Origin of the sequence: Streptomyces yatensis (genome assembly GCF_018069625.1) — a bacterium.
GTDB classification, from domain to species: domain Bacteria; phylum Actinomycetota; class Actinomycetes; order Streptomycetales; family Streptomycetaceae; genus Streptomyces; species Streptomyces yatensis.
Genome location: NZ_CP072941.1, coordinates 8,855,943 through 8,878,036, shown reverse-complemented (window position 1 = coordinate 8,878,036; position 22,094 = coordinate 8,855,943). Strand labels below are relative to the sequence as shown.

Below are 22,094 nucleotides of genomic sequence, written 5' to 3'. Positions count from 1 at the left end.
CCGACCGGAGGGAGACGAGGCAGGGTGAGCGACAACCAGAACCTCCTCGCGGAGCAGCGGCGCGCCCTGATCCTCGACGAGGTCAGGCGGCGCGGCGGGGTGCGGGTCAATGAGTTGACGCGCAAGCTCAATGTCTCGGACATGACGGTTCGTCGCGATCTGGACGCGCTGGCCCGGCTGGGCGTGGTGGAGAAGGTGCACGGCGGGGCCGTGCCGGTGGCCGAGGCGAGCACGTACGAGCCCGGGTTCGAGGCCAAATCGGGCCTCGAGCTGAGCGCCAAGGAGGACATCGCGAAGGCGGCGGCCGCGATGGCCACGCCGGGCACCGCGATCGGTCTGGCCGGGGGCACCACGGCCTTCGCGCTGGCCCAGCAGCTGCTGGAGGTGCCGGATCTGACCGTGGTGACGAACTCGGTCCGGGTGGCCGATGTGTTCTACAACGCCCAGCGGTCGGCGGCGCTCGGCGGGGTGGGCCCGCGCCCCGGTGCGGCCACCGTCGTGCTCACCGGCGGGGTGCGCACACCGTCGGACACCTTGGTGGGGCCGGTCGCGGACGCGGCGGTGCGCTCGCTCCACTTCGATGTGCTCTTCCTCGGAGTGCACGGCATATCGGTGGAGGCGGGTCTGTCGACGCCGAATCTCGCGGAGGCGGAGACGAACCGCCACTTCGTCAGGGCCGCGCGGCGGGTGGTGGTGGTCGCGGACCACACCAAGTGGGGCACGGTGGGGCTGAGTTCCTTCGCCACGCTGGACCAGGTGAACGCGCTGGTCACGGACCCGGGGCTGCCGGAGGAGGCACGGGCGGAGATCTCCGAGTATCTGCCGGAGCTGGTGGTGGCGGGCGAGCCGTCCCGCACCGCAGACATCTGACACCCCGGCAGTTATCGTGTGTCCATGACACACCGGTTGCGTGCCGTCGGACTGGAGTACGTCGAGACCGCCCCGTTGCGGCTGGTCTTCGTCGCCGAGATCTCGGCCTCTCCCGAGGCGGTGTTCGAGGCGTTCACCGATGTCGAGGGCTGGCCTCGGTGGTTCCGGTCGGTGAAGGAGGCCCGCTCCACGGACGGCGGCAAGGGCCGGGCCATCCGCCTCGTGGGCGGCGGCCGCTTCCGCGAGACGGTCATGGCGGTCGAGCCGCACGAGCGCTATGCCTACCGCGTCGACGAGACCAACGCACCGGGCCTGCGGGCGCTGTTGGAGGAGTGGACGCTGCGGCCCACGGACGGCGGCGGGACCGTGGTGCGCTATGTGTTCGCGGTGGACGGCACGCCACTGCTGCGCGCCGTCGTGCGGGCGATGCGGCCGGGGCTGCGGCGCGCGTTCCACCAGGCGGTGCGGAACCTGGACCGGATGGTGGCGGCGGCCTGACGGCCCCACGGGCGCGGGCCGGCCGGTCCGGCATTGTGCGCCGTCAGTCGGTCCAGTCGCCCGTGGTGAGGAAGATGTCGAGCGTCTTCACATACGGCTCGATGTCCAGCCCCTGCTCCTCGAGCCACGCGTCCGAGTAGTACTTGTCCAGATACCGCTCCCCCGGGTCGCACAGCAGGGTCACCACGCTCCCGGTCCGCCCCGCGGTGACCATCTCCGCGACGATCCGCAGCGCGCTCCACAGCCCCGTCCCGGTGGAGCCGCCCGCCTTACGGCCGATGGCCCGCTCCAGGGCGCGCACCGCCGCGACGCTCGCCGCGTCCGGGACCTTCATCATCCGGTCGATCGCGCCCGGTACGAAGCTGGGCTCCATCCGGGGGCGGCCGATGCCCTCGATGCGTGAACCGTGGTCGCTGGAGGCGGCGTCGTCATGGTGGACCCAGCCGTCGAAGAAGCAGGAGTTCTCCGGGTCGGCCACGCACACCCGGGTGTCGTACTGCATGTAGTGGACATAGCGGGCGAGGGTCGCCGAGGTGCCTCCGGTGCCCGCCGTGGCGACGACCCATGCCGGTTCGGGATACCGCTCCAGACGCATCTGCTGATAGATCGACTCGGCGATGTTGTTGTTGCCGCGCCAGTCCGTGGCCCGCTCGGCGTAGGTGAACTGGTCCATGTAGTGACCCCCGGACTCCGCCGCGAGGGCGGCGGACTCCTCGTACATCGTCCGCGGGTCGTCCACGAAATGGCACTGGCCGCCATGGAATTCGATCAGGCGGCACTTCTCCCGGCTGGTCGTGCGGGGCATCACCGCGATGAAGGGCACCCCGATCAGCTTGGCGAAGTACGCCTCGGATACGGCGGTCGAGCCGCTGGACGCCTCGATCACGGGTTTGCCCGGCCGGATCCAGCCGTTGCACAGCCCATAGAGGAACAGCGAACGTGCCAGACGGTGCTTGAGACTCCCTGTGGGGTGGGTGGACTCGTCCTTGAGGTAGAGATCGATCCCCCAGCGCTCGGGCAGCGGGAAGCTCAGCAGATGGGTGTCCGCGGACCGCTGGGCGTCCGCCTGCACCTTTCGGACGGCCTCCTTCAGCCACTCGCGATAGCCGTGGTCGCTGCGGTCCACGTCGATCGTCTTGATGATCCCGCGCGCCGTGCCGTCCAACGCCCACTCCTCCTGCTCGTGCCCACGCCCAGCCCAGGTGGCATACTCGTGCCGTTTCGATCCTCATTGTCCCCCAGTGCGCCCTGGTGCCCGGGGCCGGTCCCGGGCACACTGCGCAGCAGGGAAAATGAGAGACGGCGGCAGAAGCGCCAGTCGGAGCCATCGGGGAGGCGGTTGTGATGGCCGATAACGAGTTCAACGCCAGGGGAGTGCGGATCGAGCGGTTCCTGCGCTCGGTCACCCGCGCCGGACAGGTCTTGATCAAGGACGGCAGGCTGGAGTTGCTCACCAGCAACGGCCGCGAGATCGACAGCGCGCCGGTGCAGTCGGTGCGCGCCAGCAAGCCCTGGTTCGTGGACGGGGACCAGGCCATGGCCACCGTGAACGGCACCCGTTACCGTCTCACCCTCGGCTCGCAGGACACCAAGTCCACCTCGGCCAAGACCGGCTCCGGGGCCGCCAGCCGCTTCCTCGACGCCGTCCGGTCCGCTCGGGGGCACTCCCAGAAGCGGTGAAGTGGCCGAGTTGCGCATGCGCGCGGTGGGGCCGACCCTGGACGAGTATCAGTATCACTGAGGGTCAACAAGCGGTGACGCTGAGAACCGTCCCACCGGTCGCGCCCAGCAGCCACCACTGCTGAACGTGTTCGTCGCCCGCATCTGAATCAGGCTAGCCCCAACTTCTTCAGGGAGTCGCAGCCGTGATCAGTCGTCCTAGCAGGCAGTGCACGGTGGAGCTGCAGGCCCTGCCGTCGCGGATCGGACAGGTCCGCAGAATCGTGTCGGCGCAGTTGCGCTACTGGCATCTGGATCCGCTCATCGACCCGGCGGCGCTCGGCGTCACCGAACTGCTCACCAATGTGCATCGGCACGCCGAGCCGGACAAGCAGTGCACGGTGGAGATCGTTCTCATGCTGGACCGGTTGACCGTTTCGGTCCGCGACCAGGATCCGCGGCTGCCCCGCCTTCGGGCATGCGATCCCGTGGCCACGCATGGCCGGGGGCTCGCGCTGGTCGCGGCCGTCAGCCAGAGCTGGGGAATGCACGCACGGGAGGACGGCAGCGGGAAGGTCGTCTGGTTCACGCTGGCCGTGCCGCGGCCCACCGCCTCCGCCAAGTCGCCCCTCACGGCGCATGGAGCGGGCCGTACCGCACCGCCCCATCGCACGGACGCCTCCCGCCCGGCGGCGCCCACCACGCCCATCACCGGCCCCGCTCCCCCGCCCGGACCCGCCACCGCCCCGACACCGGTCGCCCCGGCACCGGTGCCCGTCGCACCGGCACCCACCCCCGCACCCGTCGCCCCCGCGCCCGTCGCCCCGGCACCGGCCCCCGCGCCCGTCGCCGCGGCCCCGGCACCGGCACCGGCCGCTGCCGCGGCCCCGGCGCCTGCGGTGCGCGAGCGGGCTCCCGCGGCCGCCCGGTCGGCAGCCTCCCGCTGAGCACGCAGGCGTCCCGCCTCCCGCGAGGCGGGACGGTCCGGACGGCCCCGGCAGCCCGGACAGCCCCCACCGCTCCACCCGCCTCAACCGCCCTGTCAGCCCGGACCGCCTGAGCGCCCCGCGTCAGCGCCCCCACCGTCAGCGGCGGTCAGCGGGCCCCGCCCTTCGCATGGCGTCCGAACTGCTCGTCCAGGACGGACAGTCGGCGCCAGTACTCGTCCTCATCGATCTCACCGGCCGCGAAGCGACGGCCCAGCACCGCGATCGGCGATCGCTCGCCGAACTCCACGGACCCGTGCCGCCAGGGGGCGCGTCCGCGCCACCCGGCGCGCCTCAACAGGAAGACCGCACCACCGACGACCAGCGCCCACATCAGCGGGAAGAGCAGAATCCACGGTCCGGGGCCGTCGCCGTCGGCGAAGCCGTGCGCCAGGGTGTTCATGATGATCGCGCTCCTCGGGAGTGATTGTCTCATGGCCCGTTCTCATGGCCACCTCTCACGGCCTTTTCTCATGGCCACTTCGAGGATCACTCCCTTACGGCGCCCGGTCGTCGTACGGCCGACGACATTCCCGGTACCTCCAGGGGAGTACGCGTGCCGGGGGCGGCCCGTTCTGTACCTACTAGTGTGTACGATCGCATCGAGCGGAGCGAACGTAAGCGAACGCCCGCGAACGCACGCCCCGCCGACAGGAGTTCACCGATGCTCGTCATGCAGTACCGGATCACCCTGCCCGCCGACTACGACATGAGGATCATCCGGGACCGGGTGGAGACGAAGGGGCCGCTGCTCGACGACTTCTCGGGGCTGGGCCTCAAGGCCTACGGCATCCGGGAGCGGGGGGTGGACGGCTCGCCGGTCCATCAGTACGCCCCGTTCTATCTGTGGACCGCGCCCGAGGCCATGAACCGCTTCCTGTGGGGCCCCGGATTCCAGGGCATCGTCCGGGACTTCGGCAGGCCCACGGTCGAGCACTGGCAGGGGCTCGCCTTCGAACGGGGCCCCGCGGCGGGCGCCGCGCCGCGCGCCGCCACCCGCCACGCCGTGCCGGTTCCGGCCGCCGCCGACCCCGCCTCCGTCGTCGAGGACGCGCTGGCGCGGCTGGCCGAGCGCGCCCGTACGGACGGTGTCCACGCGACGGCCCTCGGCATCGACCCGCGTGGCTGGGAGCTGATCCACTTCACGCTCTGGGAGGGCTCCGCACCGCCCTCGGAGCCCGGCGACCGCTATCAGGTGCTCCATCTGTCGACCCCGGACCTGGACGCGCTCCCCCGGGGCCGCCAGTGGTGACGGCCGTAAGGAGCGCGCGGTGGTCCGGTGAGCGCCGTAAGGGCCGGGCGCTCACGGGCCACCGGCCATGGGCGGGTCAGCCCACGCCCAGGGCCGCCAAGGGGTCGTCCAGCACCGGCTGCCACGCCAACTCCGCCGCGCCCACCAGGCTGTTGTGGTCCAGCGTGCACGGCAGAATCGGTACGCCGCCGCTCCGGCCCCACAGGCTCCGCTCCGCCACCACCGCGCGCAGCCGCTCCGGGTCCGCCTCCAGGAGTTCGCGGTGCAGCCCGCCGAGGATGATGCGGTCCGGGTTGAGGATGTTGACCAGTCCGGCGAGCCCGAGGCCGAGCCGGTCGATGAGCTGGCTGGTGGCGGCCCGTACGGACGGTTCGGTGGCGTACTCCTCGCGCAGCAGATCGCGGGCCTGCTGCAGCAGGGACACCTCCGGGCCCGGGTCGCGCCCGGCCGCCGTGAGGAAGGCGAGCGGATCGGCCTCGATGTCCAGACAGCCGCGGCTGCCGCAGTGGCAGGGCGGGCCCTCGGGGTTGACGGTCAGGTGGCCGACTTCGAGGGCGAGCCCCGCGCTGCCCGTGTGCAGCCGCCCGTCGAGCACCAGCGCGCCACCGACGCCCCGGTGCCCGGTGGCGACACAGAGCAGATGCTGGGCGCCGCCGCCCGCGCCGTGGCGGTGCTCGGCGAGCGCCGCCAGGTTGACGTCATTGCCCGCGAAGCCGGCGACCGGTTCCCCGTCGTCGCCACGGATCCCGGCCGCGGCCAGGCTGCGGTTGAACAGCTCGCGCACCGGAGCGCCCGCGGGCCAGGCGACGTGCAGCGGGTTCAGGGCGGTGCCCTCCGGTTCGGCGACCGCGGACGGGACGGCGAGCCCCGCGCCCACACAGCGGCGGCCGGTCTCCCGCAGCAGCCGGGCACCGGCCTCCACCACCGCGTCGATGACATGCGCCGGGTCGGCGGGCACGGTCATGCAGCCCGGGGCGGTGGCCACGGTCCGGCCGCCGAGCCCGACGAGCGCCGCGCGGAAGCCGTCGGCGTGCACCTGGGCGGCGAGTGCGACCGGCCCCCGGGGGGCGACCGACAGCCGGTGCGAGGGACGGCCCTGCGCCCCCGCGGCCCCGAGCGGCCGTGAGTCGACCTGGATCAGGCCGAGCGCCTCCAGCTCGGCGGCGACGGCGCCCGCGGTCGCGCGGGTCACCCCGAGCTCGGCCGTGAGCACCGCGCGGGTGGGCGCGCGGCCGGTGTGGACGAGTGCCAGTGCCGGGCCAAGAGCGCTTCGGCCGCGCTCGAGCCTTGTCCGTGTCTGGGTCACGCCCCTATTCTCACTTTGTGCCGACTCCAAACAAAACACGGACGGCCATCCTGGGCGCGCGCCGCTCCGTCGCCGCGGATCGCGACCTCGCCCGACTCCGCGCCGCCATCACCGTGTTCTTCTTCCTCGACGGCTTCGTGTTCGCCGGATGGGTCGCCCGGATCCCCGCGATCAAGGACCAGACGAGCGCCTCGGAGGGCGCGCTGGGGCTGGCCCTGCTCGGCGTGTCCGCGGGCGGGACGGCCACGATGATGGCCACCGGACGCCTGTGCCGCCGCTTCGGCAACCACCCGACGACGGTGGCCGCCGGTGTGCTGTTCGCCGGCTCCGTGGCGCTGCCGCCGCTGACCCACTCCGCACTCGCCCTCGGCCTGGTGCTACTGGTCTTCGGCACCGGGTTCGGCGCGCTCAACGTGGCCATGAACAGCGCGGCGGTCGACCTCATAGCCGCCCTGCGCCGCCCGGTCATGCCCGGCTTCCACGCCGCCTTCAGCCTGGGCGGGATGGCCGGGGCCGGGCTCGGCGGGCTGATCGCCGACCACCTCTCCCCCACCCGCCATCTGTCGCTGCTCGCGATCTTCGGGCTGCTGCTCGCGGCGGCCGCCGGCCGGACGCTGATCTCGCTGCCGGTGCCCGCGCCGCGGGACGGCGCCGGGCCCGCGGCCGAGGCCGGAAACGCCGCCGCCGCACCGTCTCCCGGCGCGGAGCGGCCGGGCCGCGCCCGGTGGCTCGTCGCCGTCTTCGGCCTGATCGCGCTCTGCACGGCGTACGGCGAGGGCGCGATGGCCGACTGGGCGGCGCTCCATCTGCACCAGGACCTCGACGCGTCCGCCGGGCTCGCCGCCGCGGGCTACTCCGTCTTCGCGCTGATGATGGCCGTCGGCCGGCTGACCGGCACCGCACTGCTCGAACGGCTCGGCCAGACCAGAGCGTTGATCGTGGGCGGCACCACGGCCGCGGCCGGCATGCTGCTGGGCTCGCTCGCGCCCACGGTCTGGCTCGCGCTCCTGGGCTTCGCGGTCACCGGGCTGGGGCTGGCCAACCTCTTCCCCGTCGCCATCGCCCGGGCGGGCGCGCTGACGGGGCCGGGCGGGGTCGCCGCGGCCTCCACGCTCGGCTACGGCGGCATGCTGCTGGGCCCGCCCACGATCGGCTTCCTCGCCGACTGGTACTCGCTGCCGATCGCGCTCACCACGGTCGCGGCGCTGGCGGCCGTGGCGGCGGTGGTCGCGTACGGCACACGGAACGCCGTACGCCCGGCCGGAAACTGACGCCCTCGCCGTCCGGCCCCGGCGGATGTCCGAGGCGGCTGGCATGATTCCGCCATGGATACTGCCGAGTTGATCGAAATCGTGGACCGCGAGGGCCGGCTGCTGGCCGACGCCGCGGCCGAGGCCGGAGTGGACGCCCCGGTGCCCACCTGTCCCGACTGGCGCGTCCGCGACCTGCTGTCCCATCTGGGCCAGGTGCACGGCTGGGCCACCCGGATCGTCGGCGAGTGCCTGACGGACCCGGTCCGGCCGACGCTCCAGCCGGCGCCGGCCGACGCCGAGCTCGTGTCCTGGTACCGCGAGGTCCATGGACGGCTGGTCGGCACCCTTACCGATGCGGACCCCGAGCTGAAGTGCTTCACCTTCCTGCCCACGGAGTCCCCGCTGGGCTTCTGGGCCCGGCGCCAGGCCCATGAGACGGCCATCCACCGGATCGACGCGGAGTCGGCACGGGGCGGGGACCTCTCCCCGTTCACCCCGGAGTTCGCGGCCGACGGGGTCGATGAGCTGCTGGTCGGTTTCCACGGCCTGGACCGGTCCCGGGTGCGCACGGACACCCCGCGCACGCTCCGGATGAGGGCCACGGACCATGACGCGGTGTGGACGATGCGGCTGTCCCAGGACGTTCCGCGCACCGAGCGCGACGGCGAGGGGGCGGCCGACTGCGAGCTGAGCGGCCCGGCCGGCGATCTCTATCTCGCGCTCTGGAACCGGCTGCCGATCACCGCGCTGACCACCGAGGGGGACGAGAAGCTGGCCGATCTGTGGCGGGAGCGCTCGGGCATCTGATACACCGAGCCACTGGGTTACCGACGGGTAATATCACGTGCTAGCTTCCTGACATGTCACGTCGATCGATGTCCGCGCGCCGCCTGCGCCGCGCGATGAACTGGTGGCCGCCCTATCTCTTCGCCGGAGTGCGGGTGGTCCACCTCGCGGAGGACTGGAGCAGTGTCCGGGTCAGGCTGCGGCTGCACCGCTTCAACTCCAACTATGTGGGGACCCACTTCGGCGGTTCGCTGTTCGCGATGAGCGACCCGTTCTGGATGCTGCTGGTGATGAACCGGCTCGGCCGGGACTACATCGTCTGGGACAAGGCCGGCGAGATCGACTTCGTCTCGCCCGGCCGCGGCGATGTGTTCGCCGACTTCAAGCTCACCGAGGAGCGGCTGGAGGAGATCCGCGAGGCCACGGCGGACGGCGGCAAGGCACTGCCGTGGTTCGAGAACGACGTGGTCGCCGCGGACGGTACGGTCGTGGCACGCGTACGGAAGCAGCTGTATGTGCGCCGCAAGCAGCGTGACGGGCAGCGCGAGCCGGGGAGGACCGACTCGGCGGCAGCCACCGGACAGCAGGCGGAGGGCTGATTCGAGATGACCGGACCCCGTTCCCAGGACGAGCGCGACGCGCTCACCGTCGAGATGGTGTTCGCCCTGGTCACGGCCGGTCTACTGGCGGCCGTGCTCTATGTCGCGGTCGCGAGCCCCGCGCTCTTCGGCGAGCTGGGCCGGGCCCGGGAGACGGCCTGGAAGGGCGCCGCCTTCGCGGTGGCCACCGCCGGATTCGCCGTCCGCCTGGTCCGGGCGCTGTGGCTCTTCTCCCGGGCGCGGCGCTGATGGCCGAGAGCCCGCGGCCGACACGGTGGCAGTGCGCGGGAGCGCGCTGGGGCCGGCGCGGGCCCGCGCTCGTCTGGCGCCATCCGGCCCAGGGCGAACGGCTCTCCCCGCTGACGCCGGACCGCCCGCTCTCCTTCACCACCGGGCCCCGGCGCGACTGCGTCGGCGTCCGCAGGAGCGCCCGGCACACCCCGTGCCCGGCCGGGGCCGAGGTCCCGGCCGCCGCCGTATCGGCGCAGTGCCCGGACTGCGCCCGGCTGGACCGCTCGTACTCCGTGGCCGCCGACACCCGTACCGACGACCCGCGCCCCTACGACGTCTATCTCGCCTGGTTCGGCCCGGATCTGATCAAGGTGGGGATCACCGCGGCCGAGCGGGAGGGGGCGCGGCTGCTGGAGCAGGCCGCGCTCTCGTACTGCCTGCTGGGCCGTGGCCCGCTGATGGCCGCGCGCCGCGCCGAGGCCGTGCTGGGCTCCGCGCTCGGCGTCCCGGACCGCTTCCCCTACGCCGCCAAGCGCACCGCCCGCGAGGCAGCGCCGCCCCCGGAGCGGCGGGCCGCCGACCTCGCCGCGCTCCACCGTCGGGCGCGCGGCCTGGGCGGGCTGCCGGAGTCGCTGGCCCTGACGCCGTTCGAGCCGGTGCACCACGACGCGGCGTTCCAGCTGGACCGGGTGCGCCCCGCGCCGGGGCTGATCCAGCTCGTCCCCGAGGCCACCGTGGCCGGGCGGATCGACGCCGTGGCGGGCCCGGACATCCACCTGACCTCGACGGACGGCCGGATCCTGCTGCTGGACACCCGCCGGCTGGCGGGCTGGCCGCTGGCGGCGGCCGCGGCTGACGCCCCGACGACGGCACCGGTGGCGGCACGGGAGCGGGAGACGCGGGCCCCGGAGGGGCTGTTCTGAGCGGGCCCCGGAGCACCGGGCACCGAGCACGTGGCACTCTCGCCACCGCTCCCCGGGCCCTTGCTCAGCCCAGCCAGCCGGGCCGGACCAGACCCGACTCATAGGCGAGCACGACGAGTTGGGCGCGGTCGCGGACGCCCAGTTTGACCATCGTGCGGCTCACATGGGTCTTGGCGGTGAGCGGGCTGACCACCAGCCGCCGGGCGATCTCCTGGTTCGACAGCCCCATGCCGACCAGGGCCATCACCTCCCGCTCCCGCTCGGTCAGCTCCGCCAGCGCGGCCGCGGGCGCGGGTTCCCTGGAACGGGCCGCGAACTCGGCGATGAGGCGGCGGGTCACCCCGGGCGACAGCAGCGCGTCGCCGCCGACGACCGCGCGCACCGCCCGCAGCAGCTCCTCCGGTTCGGTGTCCTTGACCAGGAAGCCGGAGGCGCCGGAGCGGATCGCCTCGAAGACGTACTCATCGAGCTCGAAGGTGGTCAGCATGACCACCTTCACCTCGCCCAGGGCCGGGTCATCGGTGATCCGGCGGGTGGCGGCGAGGCCGTCGAGCACCGGCATCCGGATGTCCATGAGGACGACATCGGGGTGCCGCTCCCGCACGAGCGCCAGCGCCTGCTCCCCGTCGGCCGCCTCGCCGACCACCTCGATATCCGGCTGTGCGGCCAGCAGGGCGCGGAAGCCGGCGCGGACGAGGATCTGGTCATCGGCGAGCGCGACACGGATCACGGCCTCTTCCCCGTACCCCTCACTCATGGTGTCTCCCTCGCGCTCCTGAACGGGATCCGGGCCCGGACGCGGAAGCCGCCGTCCGGGCGGGGGCCCGCCTCCACCGTTCCGCCGAGCGCGGCGGCCCGCTCACGCATGCCCACCAGACCGTTGCCACCGCCCGTCACCTCGCCCCCGGCCGCCGGACCGTCGTCGTCCACCCGCAGCTCCAACTCACCGGGGGCGTAGCGCAGCAGGACGTGGGCGTTCCGGGAGCTGGAGTGGCGGACGACGTTGGTCAGGGCCTCCTGCACGATACGGAACGCCGCGAGGTCGGCGCCGGGCGGCAGGGCCGTGCGTACGCCCTCCACCTCCACCCGCACCGCGAGCCCCGCGTCCGCCGCCTGTCCGGTCAGCTCCTCCAGCCGGTCCAGGCCGGGCGCGGGCGAGCGGGGCGCGGCGCCGGACGCGCCGGAGGTCCGCAGGGTGTCGAGGACCTGGCGGACCTCACCCAGCGCCTCCTTGCTGGCCGCCTTGATGGTGGTCAGCGCGGTGCGGGCCTGTTCGGGGTCCTGGTCGAGGAGAGCGAGGCCGACGCCCGCCTGGACGTTGATGACCGAGATGCTGTGGGCGAGGACGTCATGCAGTTCCCGGGCGATCCGCAGCCGCTCCTCATCCGCCCGGCGCCGGGCCGCCGCCTCCCGTTCGGCCCGTTCGCGGACCCACCGCTCACGCCGTACGCGGACGAGCTCGGACGCGGCGACGATCGCCATCGCCCAGGCGGTAATCCCCAGCTCCTGCCCCCATCCGACGGGCCCGTCACCGTCCGGCGGCAGCCAGCGGTAGAGCCAGTGGCCGATGAGCAGATGGCCGCCCCACAGCAGCCCGAGCGCGCTCCACGCGGCGATCCGCCGCCCGGCGGCGACGGCCGCCACACAGGCGACGACGACGCTGAGGAAGACGGGCCCGTACGGATATCCGGCGGCGATGTACACCACCGTCACCGCCGCCGTGCCGACCACGACGGTCCCGGGGTGGCGATGGCGCAGGAGCAGCAGCGCGGGCCCGGCGAGCAGCAGCGCGCCGGCCCCGGGCCCGAGGCCCACCCGGGCGGGCTGGTCATGTGCGGCGAACCCCGTGCCCATCAGCTGGACGACGGCGATGGCGAGCGAGGAGGGCCAGGGGACGGCCGAGCGCGGTGCGCCGAAGGGCATCTCGCGCCAGCGTCCGCCCGGCCGGTGCCAGGGGCCGGGCTCCCCCGTGAATCCGTGCATACGGGCAACGCTAAACCGGCCGGGCGGACCCGGCGTCCCCCTTGCGCGGTGCCCGCACGTACTCCCGGCGGAGTACGTCGCGCCGGGTGAGCCCGGAGGGCCGGGACGCTCCCGGTCCTCCGCGTCACCGGCGAGGCCGCGCGACGCTTCATCAGCGAAGCCTCAAGACCGCCACGCGACCCACTACCGGCGAAGCCTCAAGACCGCCACGCGGCACATCACCGTCGTATGACGCGTGTTCGCCGCGCGACGCCCGAGCGAAGGCGGCTAGTTGCGGTCCATCGCCGCCAGGGCCCGGCGGGCGGCCGGGTGGGTGCGGACGAGGTCGCCCAGGGTGGTGGTGCCGCGGGTGATCTTCGTAAAGACGCGCCAGGCCGGGCGGAAGCCGGTGAGCGCCGCGTGGAACATCCCGGGGCGGCGGGCGAAGACCGTGTACAGACGGCGGCCGACGCCCATCTCCACACCGAGCCCCGCCTTGATCGCGAAGGCGTAGTTCAGGGCCTGGCGGCGGGCGTCCACCGCGTCATGCGCCTCGGCGACGCGTACCGCCCACTCCCCCGCGAGCCGGCCCGAGCGCAGCGCGTAGGAGATGCCCTCGCGGGTCCACGGCTCCAGCAGCCCGGCCGCGTCCCCGCACACCAGGACCCGGCCGCGGGAGAGCGGCGAGTCATCCGCGCGGCAGCGGGTCAGATGGCCGGAGGAGATGCTCGGCTCGAATCCGGCGAGGCCGAGCCGGGCGATGAAGTCCTCCAGATAGCGCTTGGTCCCGGCGCCCTCGCCGCGCGCCGAGATGACGCCGACGGTCAGGGTGTCGCCCTTGGGGAAGACCCAGCCGTAACTCCCCGGCATGGGGCCCCAGTCGATGAGCACCCGGCCCGCCCAGTCCTCCGCGACGGTTTCCGGAACGGGGATCTCCGCCTCCAGGCCGAGATCCACCTGGTCCAGCTTCACGCCGACATGCGCGCCTATGCGGCTGGCGCTGCCGTCCGCGCCGACCACGGCCCGCGCCAGCACCGTCTCGCCGTCGGCGAGCACCACGGCGACCGTGCGCCGGTCGGGCACGGCCGGGCCGTGCTGTTCGACGCGGGTCACCGCGACGCCCGTTCGGATCTCGGCGCCCGCGTCCTTGGCGGCCTCGACCAGGGCCGCGTCGAACTCCGGCCGGTTGATCAGCCCGAAGAGCGCGTGCTTGGAACGGCGGGTGCGGGCCAGCTTGCCGTTGAGCGAGAAGGTCACCGCGTGCACCCGCTCCCGCAGCGGCAGTTCGAAGCCCGGCGGGAGCGCGTCGCGCGAGGGACCGATGATGCCGCCGCCGCACGTCTTGTAGCGCGGCAGTTCGGCCTTCTCCAACAACAGCACCCGGCGTCCGGAGCAGGCGGCGGCATGGGCCGCGGAGGCACCCGCGGGGCCCGCGCCCACCACGACGACGTCCCATACCGTCTCATTGTCCGGGGCTGCGTTGTCGCTGCTCACGTGTGGATCCGCTCCCAATCGACCGACCTGATGCGCCTTCCCGGCATCCTACGGCTCCCCGGCGGATGACCCCGCTGTGGGATGATCGGCCACGCGGCATCAAGCCGTACATACGTGCCCATCGCAGCGCATCCCGCCGCCCACCGTCGCACCCAGGAGTGACCCCCATGGAGAAGGCACCTCTCGCCGCCACCGTAGCCGCCCTGCAGCCGCGCGCCAGGGCCGAGCTGGCCGAGCTGGTGGCCTTCAAGTCGGTCGCGGACCCGGCGCAGTTCCCGCGCGAGGAATGCGAGGCCGCCGCCCGCTGGGTCGCCGACGCCCTGCGCGCCGAGGGGTTCGAGGACGTGGCGCTGCTGGACACCCCCGACGGCACCCAGTCCGTCTACGGCTTTCTGCCCGGCCCGGCCGGTGCCCCGACCGTTCTGCTGTACGCCCATTACGATGTGCAGCCCCCGCTGGACGAGGCCGCCTGGCACACCCCGCCCTTCGAGCTGACCGAGCGCGACGGCCGCTGGTACGGGCGGGGCGCCGCGGACTGCAAGGGCGGCGTGATCATGCACCTCACCGCCCTGCGGGCGCTCAAGGAGCAGGGCGGGGTCCCGGTCAACGTCAAGATGATCGTGGAGGGTTCGGAGGAGCAGGGCACGGGCGGCCTGGAGCGCTATGCCGAGGCCCGTCCCGAGCTGCTGACCGCCGACACGATCGTGATCGGCGACGCGGGCAACTTCCGGGTCGGGCTGCCGACGGTCACGGCCACGCTGCGCGGAATGACGCTGCTGCGGGTCTCGGTGGAGACCCTGGAGGGCAATCTGCACTCCGGCCAGTTCGGCGGGGCGGCCCCGGACGCGCTCGCCGCGCTGATCCGCGTCCTGGACTCGCTGCGCGCCGAGGACGGCTCGACCACCGTCAAGGGCCTCGATGCGGACGCGGAGTGGGACGGGCTGCAGTATCCGGAAGAGGCGTTCCGCGCCGACGCCAAGGTTCTCGACGGGGTCGGACTGGTCGGCTCCGGTACGGTCGCCGACCGCATCTGGGCGCGCCCCGCGGTCACCGTGCTCGGCATCGACTGCCCGCCGGTGGTCGGCGCCACCCCGTCCGTCCAGGCGAGCGCACGGGCGCTGATCAGCCTGCGGGTGCCGCCGGGCGTGGACGCGGCCGAGGCCAACCGGCTGCTCGCCGAGCACCTCCGGTCCTCGGTGCCGTGGGGCGCGCGGCTCTCGGTGGAGCAGGTCGGCCAGGGCCAGCCGTTCCGCGCGGACACCACGAGCCCGGCGTACGCGGCGATGCGGGAGGCGATGCGCCTGGCGTACGACGGCCAGGAGATGGCCATCGCCGGGCAGGGTGGCTCGATCCCGCTGTGCAACACGCTGGCCTCGCTCTACCCGGAGGCGGAGATCCTGCTGATCGGGCTGAGCGAGCCGGAGGCGCAGATCCACGCGGTCAACGAGAGCGTCTCGCCGCAGGAGTTGGAGAAGCTCTCGCTGACCGAGGCGCTGTTCCTGGGGATGTACGCGGCGAGCAAGGGCTGAGCCTCCCCCGCCTGCCCACGGGTACGGGGTGGGCCGGTGACGTACGAGGCGGGCCGGTGGGTCAGCCGGTGGGGACGCCCGCTTCGAGGTAGAGCGGGCGGCCCTGCTCGCGGGCGCGCAGCGCCCAGCGCAGTCGGCTCAGCCGCACCGGCGGCAGCAGCGCGGCGGCCTCGCTCTCGGTGACGAAGCGCCAGCCGCGCAGTTCGGAGCCGGGCAGCAGCACCTCCCGGGCGGCCGCGCTGGAGAGCTTGCCGCCGTCGAAGAGCAGCCGCAGGCCCCCGTAGCCGGGCGGCTGGGGGCGTTCCCAGTCGGCGACCAGCAGCCGCAGGGGCTCGTCCAGCCGTACGCCCAGCTCCTCGGTGACCTCGCGCACCCCCGCGCACATCGGGGGTTCGCCCGGTTCGACGACGCCGCCGGGGAACTCCCAGCCGGGTTTGTAGGTGGGGTCGACGAGCAGCACGCGGTCCTCCTCGTCGAAGAGCAGCACCCCGGCGGCCAGCGTCTCCGCCGTCGGCTCCGGGGTCTGCACGATGTCGCAGCTCCCGGCGCCCTCGCGGACGGCGTCGGCGATGTGCTGGGCGGTCTGGCGCGGGGTGATGCCGGTGGTGTCCACGACATGGGCATCGGCGGTCAGCCAGGGCAGGGCCGCCCGGTAGGGGGCGAGATGGGCCAGGCACCACTGGCGTACGGACTCGCTCGCGTCCGGGTCCCCGGGTATCGCCTCGCGCCCGGCTATCCGCTCGCGAAGGATCGTTTCATCGGTGTGGAGCAGTACATGCCGCACGGGGATGCGACGGGCCGCGAAACCACCGAAGATCTCATCCCGGTACTCCTGTCTGAGGAGCGTCATCGCCACCACGAGCGGACCACCGACCTCCGCGATCAGCGCCGCTCCGGTGTCCACGACCAGCCGGCGCCAGGAGGGCAGATCCTGGTAGTCGGACACCTGTTCAAGACGTTTACGCGGAAGCATCATCCGCAGACCGTTACCGACCAGCTCCGGGTCGTAGAACGTGCTGCCGGGCATGAAGTCCACCAATTCACGGGCCGTGGCGGTTTTACCCGCACCGAACGCACCGTTCAGCCAGACGATCACATTTCCCCCTATTCCATCGCCTCCTGACAGTTGCCCGCATCACCCTGCCACGGAAACGCCCGAAGACGACCGAGTGACGGATCGCGCCGCTCCGGACCGTATGGGCGCAAGACGCGGGGCGGTGCGGTGGGGCTCGGCCGGGGGTCGTGGGGCCCTTGTGCCACAGGGGTCACCGTGACCACATGGACCACGGTGACCCCTGTCGTATCAGCCCTTGCCGTGTCAGCCCTTGCTGGCGCCGAGGGTGAGTCCGGCGATGAAGTGGCGCTGCAACAGCAGGAAGACCAGCACCGTGGGCAGCGCCACGATCACCGAACCCGCGGCGAGCAGGTTGTAGTCGGTGAAGAACTGGCCGCGCAGATTGTTGAGCGCGGAGGTGATGGGCAGCTTCTCACCGTCGGAGATGAAGACGAGCGCCCACAGGAAGTCGTTGTACATCCAGGTGAATTGCAGGGTGGCGAGCGCGGCGAGGGCCGGCCGGCACAGCGGGAGGGTGATGTTCCAGTACTGCGTCCACACCCCCGCGCCGTCCACCCGCGCCGCCTCCACGATCTCCTCGGGGAGGGTGCGCATGAAGTTGGCGAGGACGAAGACGCAGAAACCCACCTGGAAGGCGACCTGGACGGCGAGCACGGCCCAGTAGGAGTCGTACATCGTCATCGAGTCCGACATCCAATAGGGCAGGTTGATCTTGGTGAAGAGCACATAGAGCGGGGTGACGATGACCTGCTGGGGCAGCAGATTGCCCGCCGTGAACACCATCAGCAGCACAAGCGCGCCGCGCATTCTCAGCCGGGTCACACAGAAGGCGACGAACGAGGCGAGAAACAGCGTCAGCAGCACTCCGGGCACCGCGATGATGAGCGAGTTGATGAAGTACTTGCCCATTCCGGAGTCGTTGAACGCCTGCGCGTAGTAGTCGAACGACAGATGGCGCGGCAGCGAGAAATAGCCGTATTTGGCGGTTTCCTCATACGGCCGCAGCGAGGCGTAGACGGCGAGCAGCAGTGGGGCGAGAAAGGCGAGCGACACGGTCATCAGGAACGCGTGCAGCCCGAGCCGTCCACGGCTCACCCGGCGCTTGCCGGTGCCGGTCACCGGCGCCACGGTCCGTGCGGGGGCGGTCCGGGTGATGGTCATCCCTTCTTCCCCCCTCGGAGCTCCTGCACCAGATAGGTCACGATGAATCCCATGGACACGGTCAGCAGGACGACGGCGATCGCGGAGCCGAAGCCGATCCGGCTGGCCTCGCCGATGATGTTGTCGGTGACCAGCACCGAGAGCAGTTCGAGCCCGTTACGGCCGTGGTTGATGGCGTAGACGATGTCGAACGCGCGCAATGCCTCGATCACGGTGATGACGCCGACGATGACATTGACCGGCCGCAGCGTGGGCAGCACGACCCGGAAGAAGGTCTGGGTCTCGCTGGCGCCGTCGATCGCGGCCGCTTCCTTGAGCGAGGGATCGACGGATTTCAGCCCGGCCAGATAGAGGATCATCACATACCCGGTATGTCGCCAGGCGGCCGCCAGCAGGACCATCCAGATATTGAGTTCCGGATCTCCCAGCCAGTCCACCGGATTGTCCTTGTTGGCCAGAATCGCGTTCAGCGCGCCCTGGTCACGGGAGAAGATCAGCTGCGCGATGAAGCCGACGATGGCGAGGGAGAGCACCACCGGCATATAGAGGGTGGACTGATAGAACCGGCTGAACCGGACGCCCTTGTCCAGCAGTACGGCCAGCAGCAGCCCGAAGGGGGTCGCGACACAGCCGAGGAAGGCCACCCAGAGCAGATTGTTGCGGACGGCGGGCCAGAACGGCGGATAGTCGGTGAAGAGGGTCTTGTAGTTGTCGATGCCGACCCATTGGATATCGCCGATCCCGTCCCAGTTGGTGAAGGACAGACCGATGGAGGCGAGGGTCGGACCCCAGATCAGGGCCAGGTCGAGCAGGATGGGTATGCCCAGCAGCACGCCGATAACGGCGAGGTCGCGGGAGGTGAACCTCCGGGGACCCCGCCGTTTGGCACGCCGCGCGTTGATGAGCGGCACGGCGCGAATCTCCTAGTTGGCGGCGAAGATGGTCTTCTTCTGGGACTCGATGTCCTTGGTCAGGGAGTCGATGTCGTTCGGCTTGTTGATGAACTGCTGAATGGCCCGGATCATCACCTGGGACGCGAAGTCCGGCCGGGTGTCGCGGTCCATGAACTGGGATATCTGCTTGGCGTTCGAGACGAGGTCGACGGCCTTTTTCTGCAGCGCGTTGTACGAGGAGGTGGACGCGCCGTCGTTGACGGCGATGTTGTTCGGGTCCCGCTTCAGGTAGATCTCCTCGGCGGCAGGTGTGGCGAGGTACTTCAGCAGCTCCTTGCCCTCCTTCTGCCGCTTGGACTTCTTCGCGAGCAGAAAGCCGTCGATCGGTGCCTCGACCGCGTCCTGGCCATAGGCGGAGTCGATCTCGGGGAAGGCGAAGAAGTCCAGATCCTCGCGGTCGGCGTCGGAGAACTGCTGTCCGGGGTGGGGCAGTCCGAAGACCGCCATACCGGACTTCTTCTGCGCCAGGCTCTGGGCGGCCTCCTGCCAGGTCCGTCCGTTGCCGCCCTTCTGGTGGTATGGCATCAGCCCGCGCCACAGATCGAATACGTTCTTGACTCGGGGATCGGTCCAGGACTCCTTGCCGCCCATCAGGGAGATATGGAAGTCGTAGCCGTTGGCCCGCATATTGAGATAGTCGAAGGTCCCCATGGCGGGCCAGCCGTCCTTGTCGCCGAAGGCGATGGCGTCGAGGCCGTCCTTGTCCATGCGCTTGGCGAGCGCCCGGAACTCGTCGAAGGTCTTCGGGACCTCATAGCCGCGCTGGGCGAAGACGCTCTTCCGGTAGAAGACCGCCCAGGGGTAGTAGTAGTACGGCACGAGGTACTGCTTGCCGTCCTTGCCGCTGGACTGCGCCTTGAGCGCATCGGAGAAGCCGTCGAAGCCCTTCCACAGGTCGCTGATCTCGGCGAGCTGCCCCTGCTCGGCGAAGAACTGCATGCGGTACCCGGCGAACCACATGAAGACGTCGTCGGGGGTGCCCTTCAGATAGCGGTTGATGCCTTCCTGAAAGGCTTCGTGGTTGACGGTGTTGACCTTGACCTTCTTGTCGGACTTCTTCTCGTACGCGTTGAAGACCTCGGCGAACGCCTTCCGGGGCACGGCGTCGGAGGCGTTGGAGCCGATCTTCACTTCGTTGCCCGGACCACCGCAGGCGGTCAGCAGCGTCGGCAGGGCGACCGCGCCGGCTCCGGCCGCGGTACCTCGTAGCAGCGCACGGCGGGAGATCCGATGTCCTGACAATGACGGTGCCATGTGCCCCTCCACAGAGGTCCAATCAAACACAATCGAACGCGAGTGAGGGGATCTCACCCGGCACCCAGGCAAATCGTCAAGGGTTTTGACGAGATATCGAACAACTGTTATCGCATCTCTTCCAACAGACTCCAACAGGGTCTACCGTAAACGCTCGCATGTGACGCAGCCATGACACTGCGTCACCCCCGTTGGGAACGGAGGACCCGCATCGTGCGCCACCGCTGTTTTCGACCCTCGAAGCGAAGAGTCATCGGAGCACTGAGCGCCGGCCTGCTGGCCACGGCCGGCCTGGCCCTCCCGGCCGTCGCCCAGCCGTCGCACCCCGCCGAGGTCACCACACCGGCCTCCGCGCCAAGCGCCGCGCCCGGTGACGGGCTCGCCCTCACCCCTCCGATGGGCTTCAACAACTGGAACTCCACCCACTGCCGCGCCGAGTTCAACGAGGCGATGGTCAAGGGCATCGCCGATATCTTCGTGGCGAAGGGGCTGAAGGACGCCGGATACCAGTACGTCAACCTCGACGACTGCTGGGCGCTGCCGCAGCGCGACGCGAACGGCAAGCTGGTCCCCGACCCGGTCCGCTTTCCGAACGGCATCAAGGCCGTCGCCGACTACGTCCACTCCAAGGGTCTGAAGATCGGCATCTACACCAGCGCGGGCACCAAGACCTGCAACACCGCCGGCTTCCCCGGGGCGCTCGGTCATGAGAAGTCCGACGCCCAGCAGTTCGGGGACTGGGGCATCGACTACCTCAAGTACGACAACTGCAATAACCAGGGTGTCGACGCCAAGCAGCGCTACCGCGACATGCGCGACGCGCTGAAGGCCGCGTCCGAGTCCACCGGCCACCCCATCGTCTACAGCATCTGCGAATGGGGCGAGAACAAGCCATGGCAGTGGGCCGGCGAATTCGGCCAGCTGTGGCGGACCACGGGCGACATCAGCGACAGCTGGGGCAGCATGCTGTCGATCGCCAAGCAGAACCTGCCGCTCGCCCAGTACGCCGGACCCGGCCACTGGAACGACCCCGACATGCTGGAGGTCGGCAACGGCGGGATGACGGACACCGAGTACCGCAGCCACTTCTCGCTGTGGTCGATCATGGCCGCACCGCTGCTGATCGGCACCGATCTGCGCAAGGCCAGCGCCGAGACCTATGAGATCCTCGGCAATCACGAGGTCATCGGCGTCGATCAGGACCCGCTCGGCAAGCAGGGCACCGTGGTCTCCTCCGAGGGCGGGCGCTGGGTCATCGCCAAGGAGATGGCGGACGGCAGCCGCGCCGTCGCGCTGTTCAACGAGACCGACCGGCCGCAGCACATCGCCACCACGGCGACCGGGGTCGGGCTGCCCCAGGCGACCGCATACCGGCTGCGCGACCTGTGGTCGCACAAGGACTACAACACCGCCGGGGCCATTTCGGCCACCGTCCCGGCCCATGGCACCGTGCTCTACCGGGTCTCGGCCGACGCGCGCTGGGCCTCCTACCCGCCCGTCGCCGAACTCGGCATCGACGGCACCTCGCTGACCGAGGCCGGGGCCACCGCCCAGGTCGCCACCACGGTCACCGACCTCGGCCGCACCCCCGCCCATCAGGTCTCGGTCCGCCTCACCGGCCCCGACGGCTGGCGGATCAAGGCCACCTCCCCGACCCGGGCCGCCTCGCTGCCCACCGGCTCGAAGCTGGTCACGCGCTGGCAGGTGACCGCGCCCGCCGGGGCCGCGCCCGGTGCCTACGATCTGACGGTCGGCGCCGACTACCGCTCACCGAAGGGCGCCAAGGCCGCCGCGCGGCTGGTCTCGGCGGTCCATGTGGTGGTCGCACCGCCCTCCGGCAGCTCGTACGCGAGCGATCTGCCCTGGCTGAGCGCGCTCAATGGCTGGGGTCCGGTGGAGAAGAACACCAGCGTCGGCGAGAGCGCGGCCGGTGACGGCCATCCGCTTACCCTCGGCGGCACCACGTACGACAAGGGCCTGGGCGTGCACGCGCCCAGCGAGGTCACCTACTACACCGGTGGCCGGTGCTCGCGCTTCACCGCACAGGTCGGCGTGGACGACGAGGAGGGCGCCGAGGGCACGGTCGCCTTCGAGGTCTGGGCGGACGACACCAAGGTGGCGTCGTCCAAGACGCTGACCAACGCCGATCCGGCCACCGCCCTCGACGCCGCCATCGGCAAGGCGAACACGGTCCGGCTCGTCGTCACCGACGGCGGGGACGGGGTCACCAGCGACCACGGGGACTGGGCCGACGCGTCCTTCACCTGCTGAGACCTCTTCACCCCACGGAAACGCGCCCCTCC

21 protein-coding genes and 1 pseudogene are annotated in these 22,094 nt (G+C 71.4%); 12 read left to right on the top strand and 10 right to left on the bottom strand.

Annotation, left to right across the window (positions count from 1 at the left end; translation table 11 throughout):
- The first annotated feature begins 24 nt into the window (after positions 1 to 24).
- Entirely contained in the window at positions 25 to 870 is an 846-nt protein-coding gene (locus tag J8403_RS37275) for a DeoR/GlpR family DNA-binding transcription regulator (protein ID WP_086711399.1), read from the top strand.
- Positions 871 to 894: 24 nt separating this feature from the next.
- Complete coding sequence (locus J8403_RS37270; protein WP_211127030.1) at positions 895 to 1,368, top strand: SRPBCC family protein; 474 nt, start codon at positions 895 to 897, stop codon at positions 1,366 to 1,368.
- A 43-nt stretch (positions 1,369 to 1,411) separates the two neighbouring features.
- Here J8403_RS37270 and J8403_RS37265 read toward each other — a convergent pair whose 3' ends face one another.
- Positions 1,412 to 2,533 carry a PLP-dependent cysteine synthase family protein gene (locus tag J8403_RS37265; RefSeq protein ID WP_211127029.1) on the bottom strand — a complete coding sequence of 374 codons (1,122 nt, stop codon included), beginning with the start codon at positions 2,531 to 2,533 and terminating at the stop codon, positions 1,412 to 1,414.
- 179 nt (positions 2,534 to 2,712) lie between these two features.
- On the opposite strand from J8403_RS37265, the gene J8403_RS37260 reads away from it, so the two are divergent.
- Together J8403_RS37260 and J8403_RS44060 are read left to right on the top strand one after the other, a co-directional pair.
- Positions 2,713 to 3,048: a hypothetical protein gene (locus J8403_RS37260; RefSeq protein ID WP_211127028.1), complete on the top strand. Its 336-nt coding sequence runs from the start codon at positions 2,713 to 2,715 to the stop codon at positions 3,046 to 3,048.
- Positions 3,049 to 3,233: 185 nt separating this feature from the next.
- A pseudogene (locus J8403_RS44060) lies at positions 3,234 to 3,734 on the top strand (ATP-binding protein); the annotation flags it as partial.
- A gap of 388 nt (positions 3,735 to 4,122) precedes the next feature.
- Here the strand turns inward: J8403_RS44060 and J8403_RS37250 are convergent.
- Positions 4,123 to 4,416 (bottom strand): SHOCT domain-containing protein, encoded by a 294-nt coding sequence (locus J8403_RS37250; protein ID WP_211127027.1) that lies wholly within the window; start codon positions 4,414 to 4,416, stop codon positions 4,123 to 4,125.
- A gap of 261 nt (positions 4,417 to 4,677) precedes the next feature.
- Here J8403_RS37250 and J8403_RS37245 point away from each other — a divergent pair, with 261 nt between their 5' ends.
- Positions 4,678 to 5,265: a DUF4865 family protein gene (locus tag J8403_RS37245; protein ID WP_211127026.1), complete on the top strand. Its 588-nt coding sequence runs from the start codon at positions 4,678 to 4,680 to the stop codon at positions 5,263 to 5,265.
- Positions 5,266 to 5,341: 76 nt separating this feature from the next.
- Here J8403_RS37245 and J8403_RS37240 read toward each other — a convergent pair whose 3' ends face one another.
- The gene (locus tag J8403_RS37240) at positions 5,342 to 6,571 is read right to left on the bottom strand and encodes an ROK family protein (RefSeq protein WP_211127025.1); all 1,230 of its coding nucleotides are present in this window, start codon (positions 6,569 to 6,571) and stop codon (positions 5,342 to 5,344) included.
- A gap of 17 nt (positions 6,572 to 6,588) precedes the next feature.
- On the opposite strand from J8403_RS37240, the gene J8403_RS37235 reads away from it, so the two are divergent.
- The 5 genes from J8403_RS37235 to J8403_RS37215 are packed head-to-tail and all read left to right on the top strand — an operon-like array spanning position 6,589 to position 10,363.
- Positions 6,589 to 7,842, top strand: a complete 1,254-nt coding sequence (locus J8403_RS37235) for an MFS transporter (protein ID WP_211127024.1) — start codon at positions 6,589 to 6,591, stop codon at positions 7,840 to 7,842.
- A 54-nt stretch (positions 7,843 to 7,896) separates the two neighbouring features.
- On the top strand, positions 7,897 to 8,631 hold the full coding sequence (locus J8403_RS37230; protein ID WP_211127023.1) for a maleylpyruvate isomerase family mycothiol-dependent enzyme: 735 nt from the start codon (positions 7,897 to 7,899) through the stop codon (positions 8,629 to 8,631).
- A gap of 53 nt (positions 8,632 to 8,684) precedes the next feature.
- A complete protein-coding gene (locus J8403_RS37225; protein ID WP_246586174.1) occupies positions 8,685 to 9,209 on the top strand; it encodes a DUF4442 domain-containing protein in 525 nt (174 codons plus the stop codon).
- A gap of 6 nt (positions 9,210 to 9,215) precedes the next feature.
- Positions 9,216 to 9,458, top strand: coding sequence for a DUF6332 family protein (locus J8403_RS37220; RefSeq protein ID WP_211127022.1), 243 nt, complete (start codon positions 9,216 to 9,218; stop codon positions 9,456 to 9,458).
- Complete coding sequence (locus J8403_RS37215; RefSeq protein WP_211128620.1) at positions 9,458 to 10,363, top strand: DUF2797 domain-containing protein; 906 nt, start codon at positions 9,458 to 9,460, stop codon at positions 10,361 to 10,363. Before J8403_RS37220 ends, J8403_RS37215 begins: the two co-directional genes overlap by 1 nt.
- A 64-nt stretch (positions 10,364 to 10,427) precedes the next feature.
- Here J8403_RS37215 and J8403_RS37210 read toward each other — a convergent pair whose 3' ends face one another.
- The 3 genes from J8403_RS37210 to J8403_RS37200 form a co-directional block, all read right to left on the bottom strand.
- The gene (locus tag J8403_RS37210) at positions 10,428 to 11,093 is read right to left on the bottom strand and encodes a response regulator transcription factor (protein WP_211128619.1); all 666 of its coding nucleotides are present in this window, start codon (positions 11,091 to 11,093) and stop codon (positions 10,428 to 10,430) included.
- 23 nt (positions 11,094 to 11,116) lie between these two features.
- The gene (locus tag J8403_RS37205) at positions 11,117 to 12,346 is read right to left on the bottom strand and encodes a sensor histidine kinase (protein ID WP_211127021.1); all 1,230 of its coding nucleotides are present in this window, start codon (positions 12,344 to 12,346) and stop codon (positions 11,117 to 11,119) included.
- Between the two features lie 267 nt (positions 12,347 to 12,613).
- On the bottom strand, positions 12,614 to 13,819 hold the full coding sequence (locus J8403_RS37200) for a geranylgeranyl reductase family protein (RefSeq protein WP_211127020.1): 1,206 nt from the start codon (positions 13,817 to 13,819) through the stop codon (positions 12,614 to 12,616).
- A gap of 167 nt (positions 13,820 to 13,986) precedes the next feature.
- Here J8403_RS37200 and J8403_RS37195 point away from each other — a divergent pair, with 167 nt between their 5' ends.
- Positions 13,987 to 15,348, top strand: coding sequence for a dipeptidase (locus J8403_RS37195; protein WP_211127019.1), 1,362 nt, complete (start codon positions 13,987 to 13,989; stop codon positions 15,346 to 15,348).
- A 61-nt stretch (positions 15,349 to 15,409) separates the two neighbouring features.
- Here J8403_RS37195 and J8403_RS37190 read toward each other — a convergent pair whose 3' ends face one another.
- The 4 genes from J8403_RS37190 to J8403_RS37175 form a co-directional block, all read right to left on the bottom strand.
- Positions 15,410 to 16,444: an NUDIX hydrolase gene (locus J8403_RS37190; RefSeq protein WP_211127018.1), complete on the bottom strand. Its 1,035-nt coding sequence runs from the start codon at positions 16,442 to 16,444 to the stop codon at positions 15,410 to 15,412.
- A 222-nt stretch (positions 16,445 to 16,666) separates the two neighbouring features.
- Entirely contained in the window at positions 16,667 to 17,584 is a 918-nt protein-coding gene (locus J8403_RS37185; protein ID WP_211127017.1) for a carbohydrate ABC transporter permease, read from the bottom strand.
- Complete coding sequence (locus J8403_RS37180; protein ID WP_161562351.1) at positions 17,581 to 18,495, bottom strand: carbohydrate ABC transporter permease; 915 nt, start codon at positions 18,493 to 18,495, stop codon at positions 17,581 to 17,583. Before J8403_RS37180 ends, J8403_RS37185 begins: the two co-directional genes overlap by 4 nt.
- A gap of 12 nt (positions 18,496 to 18,507) precedes the next feature.
- Positions 18,508 to 19,791, bottom strand: coding sequence for an ABC transporter substrate-binding protein (locus tag J8403_RS37175; RefSeq protein ID WP_211127016.1), 1,284 nt, complete (start codon positions 19,789 to 19,791; stop codon positions 18,508 to 18,510).
- Positions 19,792 to 20,004: 213 nt separating this feature from the next.
- Between J8403_RS37175 and J8403_RS37170 the strand changes: the two genes are divergently transcribed.
- Positions 20,005 to 22,062: an NPCBM/NEW2 domain-containing protein gene (locus J8403_RS37170; RefSeq protein ID WP_211127015.1), complete on the top strand. Its 2,058-nt coding sequence runs from the start codon at positions 20,005 to 20,007 to the stop codon at positions 22,060 to 22,062.
- Positions 22,063 to 22,094 lie beyond the last annotated feature (32 nt).

Excerpts from the sequence above, each read along its gene's own strand:
- J8403_RS37270 (WP_211127030.1), top strand. The coding sequence starts at position 895 with ATGACACACCGGTTGCGTGCCGTCGGACTGGAGTACGTCGAGACCGCC.
- J8403_RS37250 (WP_211127027.1), bottom strand. The coding sequence starts at position 4,416 with ATGAACACCCTGGCGCACGGCTTCGCCGACGGCGACGGCCCCGGACCG.
- J8403_RS37260 (WP_211127028.1), top strand. The coding sequence starts at position 2,713 with ATGGCCGATAACGAGTTCAACGCCAGGGGAGTGCGGATCGAGCGGTTC.
- J8403_RS37185 (WP_211127017.1), bottom strand. The coding sequence starts at position 17,584 with ATGACCATCACCCGGACCGCCCCCGCACGGACCGTGGCGCCGGTGACC.
- J8403_RS37215 (WP_211128620.1), top strand. The coding sequence starts at position 9,458 with ATGGCCGAGAGCCCGCGGCCGACACGGTGGCAGTGCGCGGGAGCGCGC.
- J8403_RS37220 (WP_211127022.1), top strand. The coding sequence starts at position 9,216 with ATGACCGGACCCCGTTCCCAGGACGAGCGCGACGCGCTCACCGTCGAG.
- J8403_RS37195 (WP_211127019.1), top strand. The coding sequence starts at position 13,987 with ATGGAGAAGGCACCTCTCGCCGCCACCGTAGCCGCCCTGCAGCCGCGC.
- J8403_RS37230 (WP_211127023.1), top strand. The coding sequence starts at position 7,897 with ATGGATACTGCCGAGTTGATCGAAATCGTGGACCGCGAGGGCCGGCTG.
- J8403_RS37205 (WP_211127021.1), bottom strand. The coding sequence starts at position 12,346 with ATGCACGGATTCACGGGGGAGCCCGGCCCCTGGCACCGGCCGGGCGGA.
- J8403_RS37245 (WP_211127026.1), top strand. The coding sequence starts at position 4,678 with ATGCTCGTCATGCAGTACCGGATCACCCTGCCCGCCGACTACGACATG.
- J8403_RS37175 (WP_211127016.1), bottom strand. The coding sequence starts at position 19,791 with ATGGCACCGTCATTGTCAGGACATCGGATCTCCCGCCGTGCGCTGCTA.
- J8403_RS37225 (WP_246586174.1), top strand. The coding sequence starts at position 8,685 with ATGTCACGTCGATCGATGTCCGCGCGCCGCCTGCGCCGCGCGATGAAC.